Raw genomic sequence first — 15,247 nt, forward strand, 5'->3', positions numbered from 1 at the left:
TTTTGTGAGGTAAAAACAGCGAACTATTTTGCCGCAGGTGCCGATGCTATGGTACTCGTTGGGCTGGCTAGCTGATCAAAAACACCACCATCTTTGAAGTATTTGGTCATGATATCCGTCCAGCTACCAAATTCGGCATTGGGACTAAAGGTGGTAAGCGGGGGTAATTTATCTTGATTTTTAGCCAGTACCGCCGCGTCGCTTGGGCGCAGGTATAAATCTGCCGCCAATTGCTGGGCAGGCTCGCTCCATAAATAATCAAGATACGCTTTCGCTGCGTCGTTGGTGCCTTTTTTATCGGTCACTGATTTGACAATCGCCACGGGGTTTTCTGCTGATATGGTGTAGCTTGGATAGACAATTTGCACATCGCCTTTACCAAACTGTTTGACCGCTAGGTTGGCTTCGTTTTCAAAGGTGACTAACACATCGCCAATTTGACGTTGTAAGAACGTGGTCGTTGCCGCACGCCCACCATTTTCATACACTGGTACGTTTTTGAGCAACGCTTTGACAAAGCTTTTGGTTTTACTTTCATCTTTATTAAAACTATGTAAGCCGTAGCCATACGCGCCTAAGAAGGCATAACGCCCATTACCCGTGGTTTTTGGGTTGGCAAGTACGATTTGTACGCCTGGTTTTGCCAAATCAGACCAGTCTTTGATTTGTTTTGGGTTGTCTTTACGCACCAAAAACACGATGGCACTGGTATAGGGTACTGCTTTGTTTGGGAATTGGCTTTGCCAATCTTGCGCCACCAAGCCTTTTTTCACCAACAGCTCTACATCTGAGCCTTGGTTCATACTCACTACGTCCGCTTGCAGACCGTTGGCAACTGCGAGCGCTTGTTTGCTAGAGCCGCCATGCGATTGCTGGATATCGATGGTTTTGCCGCTATTTTTGGCTTCGTAGTCTTTGATAAACAGGGGATTGTAGCTTTTATAAAAGTCACGCGCAACGTCATAGGAGACATTGAGGAGTTTAATACCGCCTTTATCGCTCGCGTCTGTATTTGATTGCGTGGCGGCTTGACCTGAAGCGGCTTGTTGGTCTTGCTGGGTGGGCGCACGTGAACAGCCCGCTAGACTCACGCCTAATAACGCTAGACTTGATAGCACGGCTACGGTTTTGTGTTGAACCTTAGTTTTTTTTTGAAAATTAACAGTCATCATGGTCACCCCTCATCTCAATGTATAAAAATCAATATATAATGTTAAATTCATACTATTTTACAAAAAAAGCGTCGACAAAAAAAACAATATTATTCTTTATTCATATTCCACTTCTGAATATTACATCATAAAATATAATGTAATATTTAAAATTAACAGCTTAACAGGCTGAATCACACCTGAATCACAAATGTCACGTTGTCAGCGTTATCATTTTCCCCTACAATTTTATTTTTAGTTAACAAGAATTCTCCATGGCAAAAGCTTCCAAAACCGTTATCAAATCAATTGAAGATCAGCTCGCACGACTGGATTTGCAAACCATCCCATCAAATCAGGCTGATGACGTATTCTTGGCGCTGCTTGTCGATGGTGAGCCTAATAATAAAGCAACTGCAAAGCGTGGCAGTGTTGATAACTTAAGCGTTGATAACTTAAACGATTATGACTTTAGCGAACAATTAGCCATTCAAGATCGCGATAGCCAACTACAACAGGCGTTAAGCGATACTGTATTGTCACTGAGCGATTATCTATCCGCTGTGCAGTTGGTGATTAGTGAAACGTTTGCCCATACCGTTTGGGTGAAAGCTGAAATCCGTAGTCTGTCAGCCAAAGGCGGTCACTATTATTTTGAATTGGCGGATAAAGATATGGAGGGCAAAGTCACCGCCAGCTGCCGCGGCACGCTATGGCGCGGTCAAGCAGCCAAAGTACTGTCAAAGTTTGAAAAAAACACTGGCATGAGCCTTGAGCGAGGCTTGAATGTATTGCTCAAAGTATCAGCCACGTTCCATGCCCAATATGGCTTTTCGCTAAACATCGTCGATATCGACCCCACTTACACACTGGGCGATTTGGCAAAGCAATACCAAATGATTTTAACCAGACTGCATGAAGAAGGGCTGCTCGATCTCAATCAATCGCTCCCCATGCCGTTTGATATTGAGCATGTGCTCGTCATCGCGCCTGAAAAAGCGGCAGGGTTAGGCGATTTTCGCGCGGATGCCGATAGGCTCGCCAGCACAGGGGCTTGTATTTTTCATTATGAGCACGCCACTTTTCAAGGCAATCACGCCCCTGAAGACATCCGCCAAGCCATCATTAAAGGCATGAAAAATCTGAGCAAGCAGCATATTGCCGCAGATTTGATAGTGATTATCCGGGGTGGTGGCGCGGTGGGCGATTTGGCCTATCTCAATGATTACGAACTTGCCGCGCTGGTGGCGGAGCAGCCGATACCGGTATGGGTCGGCATTGGTCATGAGCGCGACCGCGTCATGCTAGATGAAGTGGCACATCAAAGTTTTGATACCCCATCCAAGGTTATCGCAGGCATTCGCAATCATCTGCTCACTATTACCCAAGGTGCCAAACAACATTTTTTGACCATCGAGCAAATTGCTAAATCCAGCATCTTGCAGGCACGCCGTGATAGCGAACAACAACTTACCAAGATACAATCGGCAGCGCAGCGACAATTATCTGCCGCTAAACTTGCCATAGACAACCAATTTGTACAGATTCGCCAACTTGCCTATCAGCAAATCACCACCGCTCGCCAATCCACCAACCAACTGCGTGAGATGACATTGTTACAGCATCCGTCGACCGTATTGACCCGTGGCTATGCGATTATCAGAACCTCCCATCCTGCCTCAAAGGACTTAGCCTCACATGATTCAACATCAAATGACCTCGTATCGAATACGGTGATGACTTCGATTGCCCAAGCTGAACCCAATTCAACCATAACCATTGAACTACAAGATGGCTATCTACAAGCCACCGTCACTGCCAAACAATCAAAAAACTGACTTATCAATCAACAGGAATAACCATGACCGAGCCAACTGATTTTAAAAGCGCCTATGAGGTGTTAAAAACAAATGCACAGCGCTTGCAAAATAGCCAAGAACCCAACATCGACGCGCTGATGACCATTGTAGCGCAGTCCATTGACGCCTATAAAGTATGCCAAGCGCGGATTGATGCCGTCGAAGCCTCGCTTAATCAAGCGTTTGAAACAGACTAAGTTTCAATCAAGCATAAAAGCAGAATAAAAAAAGCCACTATCGAAGGATAATGGCTTTTTTATGTTGGGCATTTAAATTTCTACTTTGGCACCCATTTCTACCACATTGTTGCTAGGAAGTTTTAGAAATTCAGCCGCGGTGCCGGCATTACGGTGCATATGCGCAAACAATTTTTCACGCCATAACGCCATACCTTTAATACTCTCAGATGCCACCACTGCTTCATGGGATAAGAAATAACTGACCTTGGCAGGATCGAAATCAAAGTTAAATTGCTGAATGTGTTTGAGTGAGTCTGGCACATCAGGGTCATTTTTAAAGCCAAAATTGAGCACCACCTTCCAGCAATTGTGTCCCAAATAGGTCACTTCACTACGTTTGCTAAGACCCACCCAAGGGGTTTCTAAGGTATTCACAGTGACAAAGATATTGTACTCATGCAAGCATTTATTGTGCTTTAAGTTTTGTTTCAACGCCACGGGTACGATATCGACTTCAGAGACCATAAATACAGCAATGCCTTTGATTTTTTTGATATTTTCAAACAGCACTTGGCAGCGCTGGTTGATTAAGATTTTCTCTTGCAGTACCGCTTGCTGATTTTGCAGCTCTTGGATATTCTCAAGTGGCGCGTTTTCAATATCTTGGGCCAGCTTTTCTAATTTGCCTTGCGTCGACTCCAAAGCTATTTGTAAGCGTTTATTGGTAAAACTACCAAACAAGTCATCCAAGAAATTTTTTAAGTTAATTTGTCTTGTGGTATGGGCAATTCTCACCAAGTTACGCCCATCTCGCCAAGTCATCATGAGCACAAACATGACGCCCCCTAACAACAATGGGAACCAGCCGCCTTTGAACAATTTGAGCAGATTTGACGCCCAAAACAAGAAATCCACTACAAAGAACAATGAGGTCGCGGCAATACACAGTAGCAATGGGTATTTCCACGCATAGCGAATCACAAAGAAGGTCAATATCGTGGTAATCAGCATATCCGTACAAACCGCAATACCATAAGCGGCCGCTAACGCACCCGATGATTTGAACATCACCACAGCAAACGCAATGGCGATAAATAAGCCCCAGTTAATCGCTGGAATATACACCTGACCCACTTCTTTGACATTGGTATACACAATACGCATACGCGGTAAAAAGCCCAGTTGCACCGCTTGTTTTGTGATACTAAACGCTCCAGAAATCAGCGCTTGTGATGCAATCACCGTCGCTAAAGTTGCCATCACCACCATCGGGATACGCATGGCATCTGGAATCATCAAAAAGAAGGGATTGGATTTGCCATCAGGATTGGCGAGTAAAAATGCGCCTTGACCAAAATAATTGAGCAGCAAGGCAGGCATGACAATGGAAAACCAGGCGATACGAATCGGTTTTTTGCCAAAATGCCCCATATCGGCATACAAGGCTTCACCGCCTGTCACACACAACACAACTGCCCCCAAGATGATAAAGGCGAGTGTCGGATTGGTGATCACAAACTGATAAGCATAGATGGGATTGATGGCTTGCAAGATTTCGACATTGTGCTGGATATGATAAACCCCAATACCAGCAATCAACAAAAACCATAGCACCATCACAGGTCCAAACAGCTTACCAATACCTTTGGTACCAAATTTTTGCACAAAAAACAGTATGAACAAAATGGTCAGCGTGGCAGGAATTACCACACTATGCAGCCGTGGCGATACCACCGTCAAACCCTCTACTGCCGATAGCACCGAGATGGATGGGGTAATCACCCCATCACCATAAAACAAGCAAGTACCAAATATCCCCATGGTCATGATGATTGCGTGCAATTTTGGGCGATGTTTCACCGCGCTTGATGCCAAAGCGAGCATCGCAATCAGACCGCCTTCCCCTTTATTGTCGGCGCGTAGCACCAACGAGATGTACTTAAGACTGACGATAATGGTGATAGTCCACACAAATAACGACAGCACCCCATAGATATTGGCAACGTTAAAGGCGACATGACCAGAATTAAAAACTTCTTTTACTGAATACAGTACACTGGTACCGATATCGCCATAAACGACCCCGATTGCCCCTAATGTCAATGCAGGAACCGAGGTTTTAGCATGTGCTTTACTCATAAATTAACGACGCAATTTGATAAGATGGATTATTATAAGTCGAATTATAAAATTGCGGTTAAATTATATTTTGTAACCAAAGTTATCTATGTACTTGACGATAGTAACATTTTATCAGCGTCAATTTGAAAGAAGCAACCTAACCCCTTATTTTTAATGGTGAAATGGCGGTTTGGCAAGCCAAATCATACCAATCAATAATAAGAACACCAAGCCAAACACATAAAAAACCTCATTCGAGCCAATAATCAGCGCCTGTTGGTTAATATTTTGGTTGATGAGCGCCAGCGTTTGTTCATAACTCATACCAGACGCTTGCAGGCTTTTTGACCACGCATCAAAATTGGAATTTTGGGTGATACTTTCGGTCAAATAAGTATGCGCATAATTGCTGCGTCTTTCCCAAACAGTCATCACCATTGAAGCGCCAATCCCGCCCGCCAAGGTTCTCACAAAGGTGAAAATCCCTGTCGCTGCCGCCATTTTATCATGCGAAATGTTGGAGAGTGCAATGGTAGTTAAGGGCATAAAAAACATGGCAGTACCCAGTCCTTGGATAAACTGCGGCCAAAACACATCCCAAAACGTCATCTGCGGATTAAAATCACTTCGCCATACAAAGGTCGCACAATAGATTAAAAAACTTAACGTCACCAAGATGCGCATATCAATGTTTCGCGCGTATTTACCGATTAAGGGCGTCAACAACACCGGGAAAATACCAATCGGTGCGGCTGCCAACCCTGCCCAAACCGCGGTATAGCCCATGGTCTGCTGCAGCATGACGGGCAATAGCACAATGGCGCCCATATATAGCAAAAATGCCAAGCTAATCACCAATGTGCCAATGGTAAAATTGCGGTCTTGAAAAATCGACAAATCAATAATCGGATGTTCCTCACCGCGCTCCCAAATTATCAAATAACTCAAACATAAAACGCTAATGACGGCTAAAGCAATGATTTCAGGGGAAGCAAACCAATCGAGCTCACGCCCACGATCCAAGAAAAACTGCAGTGCACCCACCCCAACAATCATCAAAACAAGGCCTACTTTATCAATATCGGTCTTGATGACAGGCGTTTCGCGGTCTTTAAGTTGTTGCCATGCCAAAATGATGGCGACAATGCCAATCGGAATATTGATAAAAAATATCCAGCCCCAGTGATAATTGTCGCAGATATAACCGCCCAAAATCGGACCTAATATCGGCGCGGTGACGACCACCATAGCAAATAATCCAAGCGCCATTGCCCGTTTTTCAAGCGCAAAAGACTGTAATAATAGGCTTTGTGCCAGTGGAATCATCGGACCTGCTACTGCACCTTGCGCCACCCTGGCAATAATCAGCATCGTCAAACTATGGGACACCCCGCATAGCCATGAACAAAATACAAATAAACTTGCCGACACCAAAAACACTTTGACCGAGCCATACTGACGAGCCAACCACCCTGTGAGGGGAATAGATATCGCGTTGGACACGGCAAACATGGTAATCACCCATGTACCTTGCGAGGTCGCCGCACCCAAATCCCCTGCAATGGTCGGCAATGCCACATTGGCAATGGTCGAATCAAGCACCATCATAAACACCGCCATCGATAGGGCAAAAGTCACAATCGCAAGCGGCATCCCTGATAAAGGCGGGGGTTGATTTAGCTGACTACGGGCTCGGCTATCAGCCGCTGGCTGCTCGGCATCCATAGTGGGTGAAATTGCTTCCGCCATTTTTCACCTCACGATTGGTTTTGCTGGATAATTTGTTGGATAATTTTGGTCGCGCCTGACATATCGACTTGCGGCTGCAGCTGCGCAACAGGTTTGTTGCTAGCGGTCGCGGTAGCCACCTGCGGTTTGCCTTGTTGGTCTCGGCTATCAAGCTCGGCATGCATACTTAGCCCCACGCGTAGCGGATGCTGTTGTAATTCTTTGCTATCGAGTGCAATTCGTACAGGTAGACGCTGGGTGACTTTAATCCAGTTACCGGTGGCGTTTTGGGCAGGCAAAACCGAGAACGCACTGCCTGTTCCTGCTGATAAGCCAATCACTTTGCCATGATAAACAACCTCTTTACCATAGATATCTGATGTTAAATTCACCGCTTGACCTAGGTGAATGTCTTTAATTTGGCTTTCTTTAAAATTGGCATCAACCCACAAATCATGTAACGGCACAATCACCATCAAAGGCGTGCCTGCGCTGATTTTTTGACCTAATTGCACACCGCGTTTGGCAATTTGCCCATCGATGGGTGCTACAATCTGGGTACGGTTGAGATTGAGCCAAGCGGTTTGGATATTTGCTATCGCGGTTTGTACCGCAGGTTGTGATAGCACATCATTTTTACCTAAATTGGCGATTGTCACATTGCGCTGCGCTTCGGCAGTCACAACGGCAGAGCGAGCGGTGGCTTGCTTGGCAACTGCCGCATTGAGCTGGGCTTGGGCTTTTTTGACAGTGTCGGCAGCATGCTGGACTTCTTCTTGCGATACTGCTTGACTTGCCATCAAAGCGGCGCGGCGTTGATAGTCAGATTGTGCGGCAAGCAGCGCAATCTTGGCAGATTCAATTTGTGATTGCACTTCATTCATCGCAGTTTGTGCTTGCGAGATATTGACATCAGCTTGTTGGATGGTTGCGGTTTGGGTTTTATACTGTCTGATTGCTGTGCGCAATTGTGCTTTGGCGGTTTCAAGGGCTAAGCCATTATCCGCTTGGTCTAATGCTACCAAGGTTTGCCCAGCTTTGACCATATCTGTGTCATTGACCCCAATTGCTGTCACCGTCCCCGATATTTGCGCGTTGATTTGTACTTGGTTGCCGCTCACATAGGCGTCTTCGGTACTGACTTGATAGCGCCATTGGTTAACGTATAACCATAACGTCACCGCAGCAATCGCTAAAACAATCAAGGTAAATAACAATAGGTTTTTTTTACGTTTGGATTTGGCGGGGCGTTGGGTTGTGTTATGCGTAGGTTCTAGTGTCGGTACTGGTTCGGGGCTATCATCAACCCCAGTCGGCATGGTTTCAGCCATTTTTTCGTCCTTATCGCTAAACTTGAGTGGCAAAATCTAAAAAATCCGACGGCTAGCAGACGGATTTATGCTAGAAAATAGCTCGATTATGTAATTTAATATGCTTAATGGGTGGCAATATAAAACTATCCTAAACAGCCATCAAGCATCAAATAAAACATAAATGTTGCATAAGAATACAGTTAGGTAGATAATGTTGTTTATTGTAAAAATTTTGCGCAATTCGTGCGATTGCTAAAATTTAAAGGCTAAGACATAAAGCGTATGATAAAGAGCGTAAGGATACCAAAAAGCGATGAACGAAAATGATTTACGGGTCATTAAGACTGAACAACATATCGAGCAAGCTTTCCTCGCATTACTGCAGCAGAAACCTTACCGCGCCATCACGGTCCAAGATATTTTAGATACTGCAGCGATTAATCGCTCAACCTTTTATCGTCATTACGCCAGTAAAGAGGCGCTGGCAGAGAAAATGGTAAGTAATTTTCGCCAAGTGTATGAGAAGTTTTTAACTGAACGCTTTAGTGTCGCCAGTCAAGAAAATTTACTGATGTGTTTGGAACAATTTTGGGCGTTTATTCACACGCAAAAACAACGCATACTGGCTTTTTGGCAAATCAAAACCCCCAATATTCATTTATATGATGACATGTATGCGTTAATCAAACAAAATTATATTGAGCACGCCAAGCGCCACGAACGCCCAGGCGACTTGGATTTTCAAGGGCATACGTATGCAGGCATTATATTAAACAATTTAAGTTACTGCCTGCAGCAAGACCACCAAATGCCACTCGAGGATATTCGTAGCAATATACAACTGATGATGCAGACAGTGTCTATACAGTAATCTCTCATCGCAATAATCTCTGATTACTGTGCCATAATCTGCCATAACCTCAATGTCATCATTAGAGTCTAGTTAAAGCGCGCTAAAGTCCAATTTAGGATTTTTTACCGACTAAATCAATCACCCAAAGTTCCGCTTGCGAGCCCAGCCGAAACGGCACACCCCAAAAACCATAACCGGAGCTTACAATCACATCGGTATTGTTGATACGCTCATAGCCGTAACCCAAACGATTTAAGAATTTGACAATGAAATTGGCAGGAAATATTTGCCCATTATGGGTATGTCCAGACACTTGTAGATCAATCGGTAATTGTACGTTTTTTTCAATCTCATTGGGCTCATGGTCAAGTAAAATAATCGGCTTATCGGTATTTGACGGCATTAAGTCCTTGGTCGCTTTACGATAACTGGCATGATTATCCAGTCGCCCTACCAACCAAAGCTGGTTATCAACCAACACGTTCTCATCTGCCAATAAGGTAATATTGGCTTTTTGGATCGCATCACGAATCTCGCCTTCATGCCCATACATATCATGATTGCCTAGCGTGGCATACGCGCCCATTGGCCCTGCATTTGCTAGTTGCTGCAGTGCTGGCTGCATATTTTGCGAGGTATAGTAGTCAACATTATCATCCATGATATCGCCAGGCATCAGCAGCAGTTGCACGTTCTGTGCTTTTACCATCTCGGTTAATCGGTTAATTTGCCGCTCACCGACCATTAGACCCAAATGCAAGTCTGAAACCATCCCAATACGAATCGGTTTGGCAAGCGGCTGGTTGGCAGTCAAGCTGATATGACGAATGGTGGGTGTATAAGCATTATAAATACCCATCAACACCATGCCAAAAAACACGACCGGCAATAAAATGCGTTCCCCGTAAGTTTGATAACTCACGGAATTAAAAAATTGCGGGGCAACTTTCATCAACACCAGATTGATAATGCCCACCGCCACCATTGACATGATGACAAACCACAAAATAGTCAGCCAAGTCATAGACAGCTTAAGCCCAAAGCTCGTCAATCGTGCGATGCCAAATACCAATAACGCATTACTCATCACAAATAGACTAATCATCAAATAGCGAGAAGACCGATCGGATAACCAAGACCCTGCCCACCACTGCAGCCCCCGCCCCGCGCCATAAGTAAACAATTCAAACAACAATACAATGACGGTCAGAAATATCCAACGCATACCAGCCCCAAATTTTTGATAAGTAAAGGTTATATAAAGAATGTTTGTGAATTTACAATGTCGCTTTATCTATTAAAGCCAATCAGTGAATTTGAAAAAATCAATTAATATAATTTGCCCATTAAAAAACCCAACTTACGAGAATAAGTTGGGTTTTTTCGATATCGGCTCATCCGATAATGGTATTGTGGCAGGTTTATTGATTTTTAACAAGCAATAAATTTGCTATAATAACCCTTTTGGCACTTCTAAAAATTATGACTTATTCAACTGCTGTTAATTTATCTGATATTGCGAGCCCTGCCAAAACCCGCGTCATTGTGGGGATGTCGGGGGGCGTTGATTCTTCTGTCACCGCCGTTTTGCTCAAACAAGCGGGCTTTGACGTTGAAGGCTTGTTTATGAAAAACTGGGAAGAAGATGACGGTACCGAATATTGTACCGCCATGACTGACCTTGCCGACGCGCAAGCGGTCGCCGATAAAATCGGTATTAAACTGCATACCGCCAACTTTGCCATGGAATATTGGGATCACGTATTTGAGCATTTTTTGGCGGAATATAGCGCAGGTCGCACCCCAAACCCTGATATTTTATGCAACAAAGAAGTCAAGTTTAAAGCGTTTTTGGATTATGCGTTAACCTTGGGCGCGGATTACATTGCCACCGGTCACTATGCACGCCGCGGTTTTAGCGATGAAAATGGCAAATCGCCACTACTGCGCGGACTTGATAACAATAAAGACCAAAGCTATTTTCTGCATGCGGTGGCAGGCGATAAAATCGCCAAAACCCTGTTCCCTGTGGGTGAGTTAGAAAAACCTGAAGTACGCCGTATTGCCGAGCAATACGATTTAGCAACTGCGAAGAAAAAAGACTCTACCGGTATTTGCTTTATCGGCGAGCGACGCTTTAAAGACTTTTTACAGCAGTATTTGCCCGCTCAAAAAGGCGATATCTATACCGATGATGGCAAAAAAATCGGTACCCATGATGGCTTAATGTATTACACACTTGGTCAACGTGGCGGTATTGGTATTGGTGGGGTCAAAGATAGAGATGAGGCGCCTTGGTTTGTGTTGCACAAAGACTTGGATAATAATCGCCTGATTGTCGGTCAAGGGCATGACCATCCGATGTTACAATCCACTGAATTGACTGCTTATAAGCTTGACTGGGTGGTTGATGCACCCATCCAACTGTTTACTGCCCAAGGTTATCGCTGTACCGCCAAAACGCGCTATCGTCAGCCCGATCAAGCCTGTACAGTTTTTGCCCTTGATGAAACGGGTGACACCATAAAAGTGGTGTTTGACGAGCCACAGCGCGCGGTGACACCGGGTCAGTCTTGTGTGTTTTATGACGGTGATATTTGTCTAGGTGGTGGCGTGATTCAGACCATTGATGCTCCTACTAGCCTAGCTGAAGTTTAAAGTTTAATACCCATCAAGATACAAACAGCGCAAATTGATACCATTTGCGCTTTTTTTATACCCTGTTGATTAAGAAAAGTTTTTTGCGGCTAAGCGTTTATTCCACCCTGCTTTTTTTCGTAGGTAGCCAATTCCCCAGCAGCTTAAATAAATCACAAACGAAATGGTGGTAATATAAGGTGAAATCGGCAGTCCAGGTCCTAACGATAGTAATATCCCGCCGACCCCAGCGATGATGGCAAACAGCATGGACAACAAATAGACATAGATAGGTCTAGCCGTCACTTGACTCGCCGCCGCCGCAGGCGTGATGAGTAACGATAATAGCAGCAAGGCACCGACAAACTGCACACTTACCGCCACCACAAGACTCAGCGCAAACATAAACAGCAAAGATAAAAATGTTAAATTCAGATGCTGCGCTTGGGCAACTTGCGGGTCAACTGCGGCAAATAACATGCGCTGACCAAATATGGCGATGATTGACAGCACAATCACCGCAACCACTAACATCGACTGCAATTCAGCGGGCGTGATTGCAACAATTTGCCCGGTTAATAAGCCAAATTTATTGGAGGAGCGCCCTTGATACAAGGATAAAAACAACACCCCCAGCCCAAGCCCGAATGGCAACAAAATACCCACCACTGAGTTGCGGTTTTTGCCATCAATCCCCATGACCCCTAGCACCATGCCAGCCGTCACCGCCCCAATGACGGCACCTAGCGTCACTGAAGACCCTAACCATAAGGCACACGCCGCCCCTGCAAACGACAGCTCTGCTGTCCCATGCACGGCAAACGCCATGTCCCGTGCCTGAACCATCGGTCCGATGAATCCCGCCATCACACCCAACAATACCGCGGCCACGATGGATGTCGACACCAAGGGCAACAGCTCAGCAAAGTTATCAAAATTGATGATGGTATGTAGCCAAGTCGTGAGCAGCATGTAAATTCCAAAAGTTAAAAAACCATCGAATGTGATGGCTTGTGTTTGATTGAAGCAAATAAATTAGCGAAATCGATTGATTAAGTCGATACCACCGAGGTTGGCAGTCGCATTTTCAAGGTGCAGCACTTTATCTACCAAAGGTATAATCGGTTCGAGTTCATGGCTAATCATCAAAATCGCGGTATGATGCGCCTGTTTGCGATGGGCTAAAATATCACTGACCACATACTGACTTGCCACATCAAGACTCAGCAGCGGCTCATCCATCAACAAAACATCAGGCTCAGCGACCAAGGCTTGGGCGATACGCATGCGCTGCTGCTCACCACCCGAGAGCATGGTAAGCGGCGCATCACAAAATGACTCACCGCCGACTTCCGCAATGGCTTTATCCACCAAGTATTTTTTTTGTTTTGCTGTCTGCCAAAAACCGCCCAAGGTTTTTTTCGGGCTAAATAGACCAAACAAATAATTTTCCCCATCCAGCCCTAGCTGCACCAAGTCCCTACCCCGAATCGGTAGTTTTGGCGCAAAGTCTTTGATCTGTGGCACATAGCCCACTCGAATATCTTTGCCAAGCGTGATTGAACCACTGGATAGTGGCACAAGTTTGAGTAAACTTCGCAACAGTGTCGTCTTTCCTGTACCGTTGGCGCCGAGCAGTACCACAAATTCACCCGATAAAATCGAAAAATTGACATCCTGCCATAGCAGACGTTGTCCAAAGTGCATACTGCCATCTTTGACTTGCAAAACGACTTGCTGTGAATGGGGCAGTTTGACAAACGATTGGCAATGAATGGCCTGCGCAAACTGCCGCTCGCTATTGGCTATTTTGGTGGTTGACATAGGCATGGTGGCTACTTCTTCATCCTAACGACAAGATCCTAAAGGCAAGGATGGTTGATTGGCAATATCACATTGCAAAAAATCTGGGCTAAAAATTAAGCATTATAAGCGATAACCCGCCAACACTATACCCATTAACGCAAATTTTTCCCCAAATGCGTTAATGGGTAATCTAAAATTTTTAGGCTAGTTAAAATTAGCGCGTCGCTGCCGCAAAATCATCCAGAGTTTTTTCAATAAATTGTGTGTAGCTTGTCACGCCATCGGGGAAGGTTTCATAGACCGCCACAACTGGGACTGCTGATGCCTTAGCCAATGTGATTAGTTGCTTTGAGGTGGCATCTTCGGTCTGGGCATTGACCACCAACAAACCCACTTGTTTATTGCTCAGCAGGCTTTTACTGTCGTTGAGCACTTTGACCGATACCCCCGCATCCGTCTCTGATTGCACAGCATAGGCTTTTGGCGTCACATCCTTGATGCCCATATCGGCTAGCAAATACCCGATGACGGGCTCAGTAGCAAAGGCAGTGATGGCTTTTCGCTGTCCGATTTGTTGGGCTTTGACTTTAAGCGCATCAATTTGCTGGATGAATTGCTGGGTATTTTTCGCATAAATTGCTTGATTGGCAGGCGATGTTGCAGCCAATTGCTTGTTGACCGCTTCAGCCACTTTTTTTGCTGTATCGAGGGAGAAAAACACATGCTCATTGAAGTCACCGTGCGAGTGACTATGTACTTCGCTGTGCACTTCACTGGGCCCCTCACTGAGCACGTGAGGATGATCAGATGGCTGCGGATCAGCGGTTTTTATTTCGTGTTGGGTGTCGTGTTGGTGTTGTTCACTGGCAGGCTCATCTGCCGCATTGTCCGTGTTAGGCGACAGCCCTGAAAGTGCTACGGCATTAATCAGCACAGGTTTATGACTTACCGACTGAGCTAAGCTCATACCCCAATCATCATACCCGCCACCGTTGACCAGCATGACAGCGGACTTAGTAATATTAAGCTTGTCGGTCGCTGTGGCTTGATAATCATGCGGATCTTGTGATAAATCATCGACCCCCACAATCACATTGACTTTATCCCCCCCGACCGCTTTAGCCACCGAACCCCACACATTGGTGGTAGCATACACGGTGGGTAATTGGCTATCAATAACGGTGTTTGATGAGACTGTTGTAGCTGAGCTATTTGATGGGGATTGATTTGAGGCTGATTGATTTGAAGTGGATTGATTGTCAGTTTGCTTTTGGCAGCCTGTTAATCCCCCCAATAGGCTCAGCGTCAATGTTACCCCTGCAATCGTGGGGGTTTTTAGTAGCCTTAGTAGCAAAAAAGGTCGGCTAAAAAAAGCATATTTGTTAATCAATGCGTTTATCATGCTGGGTCGCCAAATCAGGTATTGAAAATATTAAAAATGTTATATTATAACATTTTAATAGTGTTCTCAAGGTAGCTCAATAATTTATGCTGGCTTGGATTTCATCTATCGCACCTTTAAATTCAACTATTTGCGCTGACCTTTTTATCCTCTGTTGCCGTAAAACCACCGACTTCAGGCGGTGGATATAAGGCAACT

At 45.0% G+C, this 15,247-nt stretch carries 12 protein-coding genes; 4 read left to right on the forward strand and 8 right to left on the reverse strand.

Translation table 11 applies throughout. The annotated features are described in order from the left end of the window. Positions 1-23: 23 nt before the first annotated feature. The gene (locus RTS09_RS02155) at positions 24-1,172 is read right to left on the reverse strand and encodes a sulfate ABC transporter substrate-binding protein (RefSeq protein WP_409418362.1); all 1,149 of its coding nucleotides are present in this window, start codon (positions 1,170-1,172) and stop codon (positions 24-26) included. 254 nt (positions 1,173-1,426) lie between these two features. On the opposite strand from RTS09_RS02155, the gene xseA reads away from it, so the two are divergent. Together xseA and xseB are read left to right on the forward strand one after the other, a co-directional pair. Beyond that, a complete protein-coding gene (xseA, locus tag RTS09_RS02160) occupies positions 1,427-2,989 on the forward strand; it encodes an exodeoxyribonuclease VII large subunit (protein ID WP_312533856.1) in 1,563 nt (520 codons plus the stop codon). A gap of 23 nt (positions 2,990-3,012) precedes the next feature. Next, on the forward strand, positions 3,013-3,207 hold the full coding sequence (xseB, locus tag RTS09_RS02165; protein ID WP_007115343.1) for an exodeoxyribonuclease VII small subunit: 195 nt from the start codon (positions 3,013-3,015) through the stop codon (positions 3,205-3,207). Between the two features lie 72 nt (positions 3,208-3,279). On the opposite strand, the gene RTS09_RS02170 is transcribed toward xseB, so the two are convergent. The 3 genes from RTS09_RS02170 to RTS09_RS02180 form a co-directional block, all read right to left on the reverse strand. Next, positions 3,280-5,328 (reverse strand): potassium transporter Kup, encoded by a 2,049-nt coding sequence (locus tag RTS09_RS02170; RefSeq protein WP_312533858.1) that lies wholly within the window; start codon positions 5,326-5,328, stop codon positions 3,280-3,282. Positions 5,329-5,481: 153 nt separating this feature from the next. After that, positions 5,482-7,059, reverse strand: a complete 1,578-nt coding sequence (locus RTS09_RS02175) for a DHA2 family efflux MFS transporter permease subunit (RefSeq protein ID WP_312533860.1) — start codon at positions 7,057-7,059, stop codon at positions 5,482-5,484. Between the two features lie 8 nt (positions 7,060-7,067). After that, positions 7,068-8,369: an HlyD family efflux transporter periplasmic adaptor subunit gene (locus RTS09_RS02180; RefSeq protein ID WP_312533865.1), complete on the reverse strand. Its 1,302-nt coding sequence runs from the start codon at positions 8,367-8,369 to the stop codon at positions 7,068-7,070. A gap of 295 nt (positions 8,370-8,664) precedes the next feature. On the opposite strand from RTS09_RS02180, the gene RTS09_RS02185 reads away from it, so the two are divergent. Continuing rightward, on the forward strand, positions 8,665-9,222 hold the full coding sequence (locus RTS09_RS02185) for a TetR/AcrR family transcriptional regulator (protein ID WP_312533868.1): 558 nt from the start codon (positions 8,665-8,667) through the stop codon (positions 9,220-9,222). A 94-nt stretch (positions 9,223-9,316) separates the two neighbouring features. On the opposite strand, the gene RTS09_RS02190 is transcribed toward RTS09_RS02185, so the two are convergent. Further along, positions 9,317-10,429, reverse strand: coding sequence for a metallophosphoesterase (locus tag RTS09_RS02190; protein ID WP_312533871.1), 1,113 nt, complete (start codon positions 10,427-10,429; stop codon positions 9,317-9,319). Positions 10,430-10,686: 257 nt separating this feature from the next. Between RTS09_RS02190 and mnmA the strand changes: the two genes are divergently transcribed. Continuing rightward, complete coding sequence (gene mnmA, locus RTS09_RS02195; RefSeq protein WP_312533874.1) at positions 10,687-11,862, forward strand: tRNA 2-thiouridine(34) synthase MnmA; 1,176 nt, start codon at positions 10,687-10,689, stop codon at positions 11,860-11,862. A 69-nt stretch (positions 11,863-11,931) separates the two neighbouring features. Here mnmA and RTS09_RS02200 read toward each other — a convergent pair whose 3' ends face one another. The 3 genes from RTS09_RS02200 to RTS09_RS02210 form a co-directional block, all read right to left on the reverse strand. Continuing rightward, positions 11,932-12,813, reverse strand: coding sequence for a metal ABC transporter permease (locus RTS09_RS02200; protein ID WP_312533877.1), 882 nt, complete (start codon positions 12,811-12,813; stop codon positions 11,932-11,934). A gap of 63 nt (positions 12,814-12,876) precedes the next feature. Continuing rightward, positions 12,877-13,671 carry a metal ABC transporter ATP-binding protein gene (locus RTS09_RS02205; protein ID WP_312533879.1) on the reverse strand — a complete coding sequence of 265 codons (795 nt, stop codon included), beginning with the start codon at positions 13,669-13,671 and terminating at the stop codon, positions 12,877-12,879. A 190-nt stretch (positions 13,672-13,861) separates the two neighbouring features. Next, positions 13,862-15,049, reverse strand: coding sequence for a metal ABC transporter solute-binding protein, Zn/Mn family (locus RTS09_RS02210; RefSeq protein ID WP_312533881.1), 1,188 nt, complete (start codon positions 15,047-15,049; stop codon positions 13,862-13,864). Positions 15,050-15,247: the final 198 nt, after the last annotated feature.

This window comes from Moraxella sp. CTOTU47618 (assembly GCF_032017425.1).
GTDB lineage: Bacteria > Pseudomonadota > Gammaproteobacteria > Pseudomonadales > Moraxellaceae > Faucicola > Faucicola tetraodonis.

What these genes read in the sequence shown, in the direction of transcription:
- RTS09_RS02155 (WP_409418362.1), bottom strand. Translation starts at nt 1,172, where the DNA reads ATGATGACTGTTAATTTTCAAAAAAAAACTAAGGTTCAACACAAAACC.
- xseA (WP_312533856.1), top strand. Translation starts at nt 1,427, where the DNA reads ATGGCAAAAGCTTCCAAAACCGTTATCAAATCAATTGAAGATCAGCTC.
- xseB (WP_007115343.1), top strand. Translation starts at nt 3,013, where the DNA reads ATGACCGAGCCAACTGATTTTAAAAGCGCCTATGAGGTGTTAAAAACA.
- RTS09_RS02170 (WP_312533858.1), bottom strand. Translation starts at nt 5,328, where the DNA reads ATGAGTAAAGCACATGCTAAAACCTCGGTTCCTGCATTGACATTAGGG.
- RTS09_RS02175 (WP_312533860.1), bottom strand. Translation starts at nt 7,059, where the DNA reads ATGGCGGAAGCAATTTCACCCACTATGGATGCCGAGCAGCCAGCGGCT.
- RTS09_RS02180 (WP_312533865.1), bottom strand. Translation starts at nt 8,369, where the DNA reads ATGGCTGAAACCATGCCGACTGGGGTTGATGATAGCCCCGAACCAGTA.
- RTS09_RS02185 (WP_312533868.1), top strand. Translation starts at nt 8,665, where the DNA reads ATGAACGAAAATGATTTACGGGTCATTAAGACTGAACAACATATCGAG.
- RTS09_RS02190 (WP_312533871.1), bottom strand. Translation starts at nt 10,429, where the DNA reads ATGCGTTGGATATTTCTGACCGTCATTGTATTGTTGTTTGAATTGTTT.
- mnmA (WP_312533874.1), top strand. Translation starts at nt 10,687, where the DNA reads ATGACTTATTCAACTGCTGTTAATTTATCTGATATTGCGAGCCCTGCC.
- RTS09_RS02200 (WP_312533877.1), bottom strand. Translation starts at nt 12,813, where the DNA reads ATGCTGCTCACGACTTGGCTACATACCATCATCAATTTTGATAACTTT.
- RTS09_RS02205 (WP_312533879.1), bottom strand. Translation starts at nt 13,671, where the DNA reads ATGCCTATGTCAACCACCAAAATAGCCAATAGCGAGCGGCAGTTTGCG.
- RTS09_RS02210 (WP_312533881.1), bottom strand. Translation starts at nt 15,049, where the DNA reads ATGATAAACGCATTGATTAACAAATATGCTTTTTTTAGCCGACCTTTT.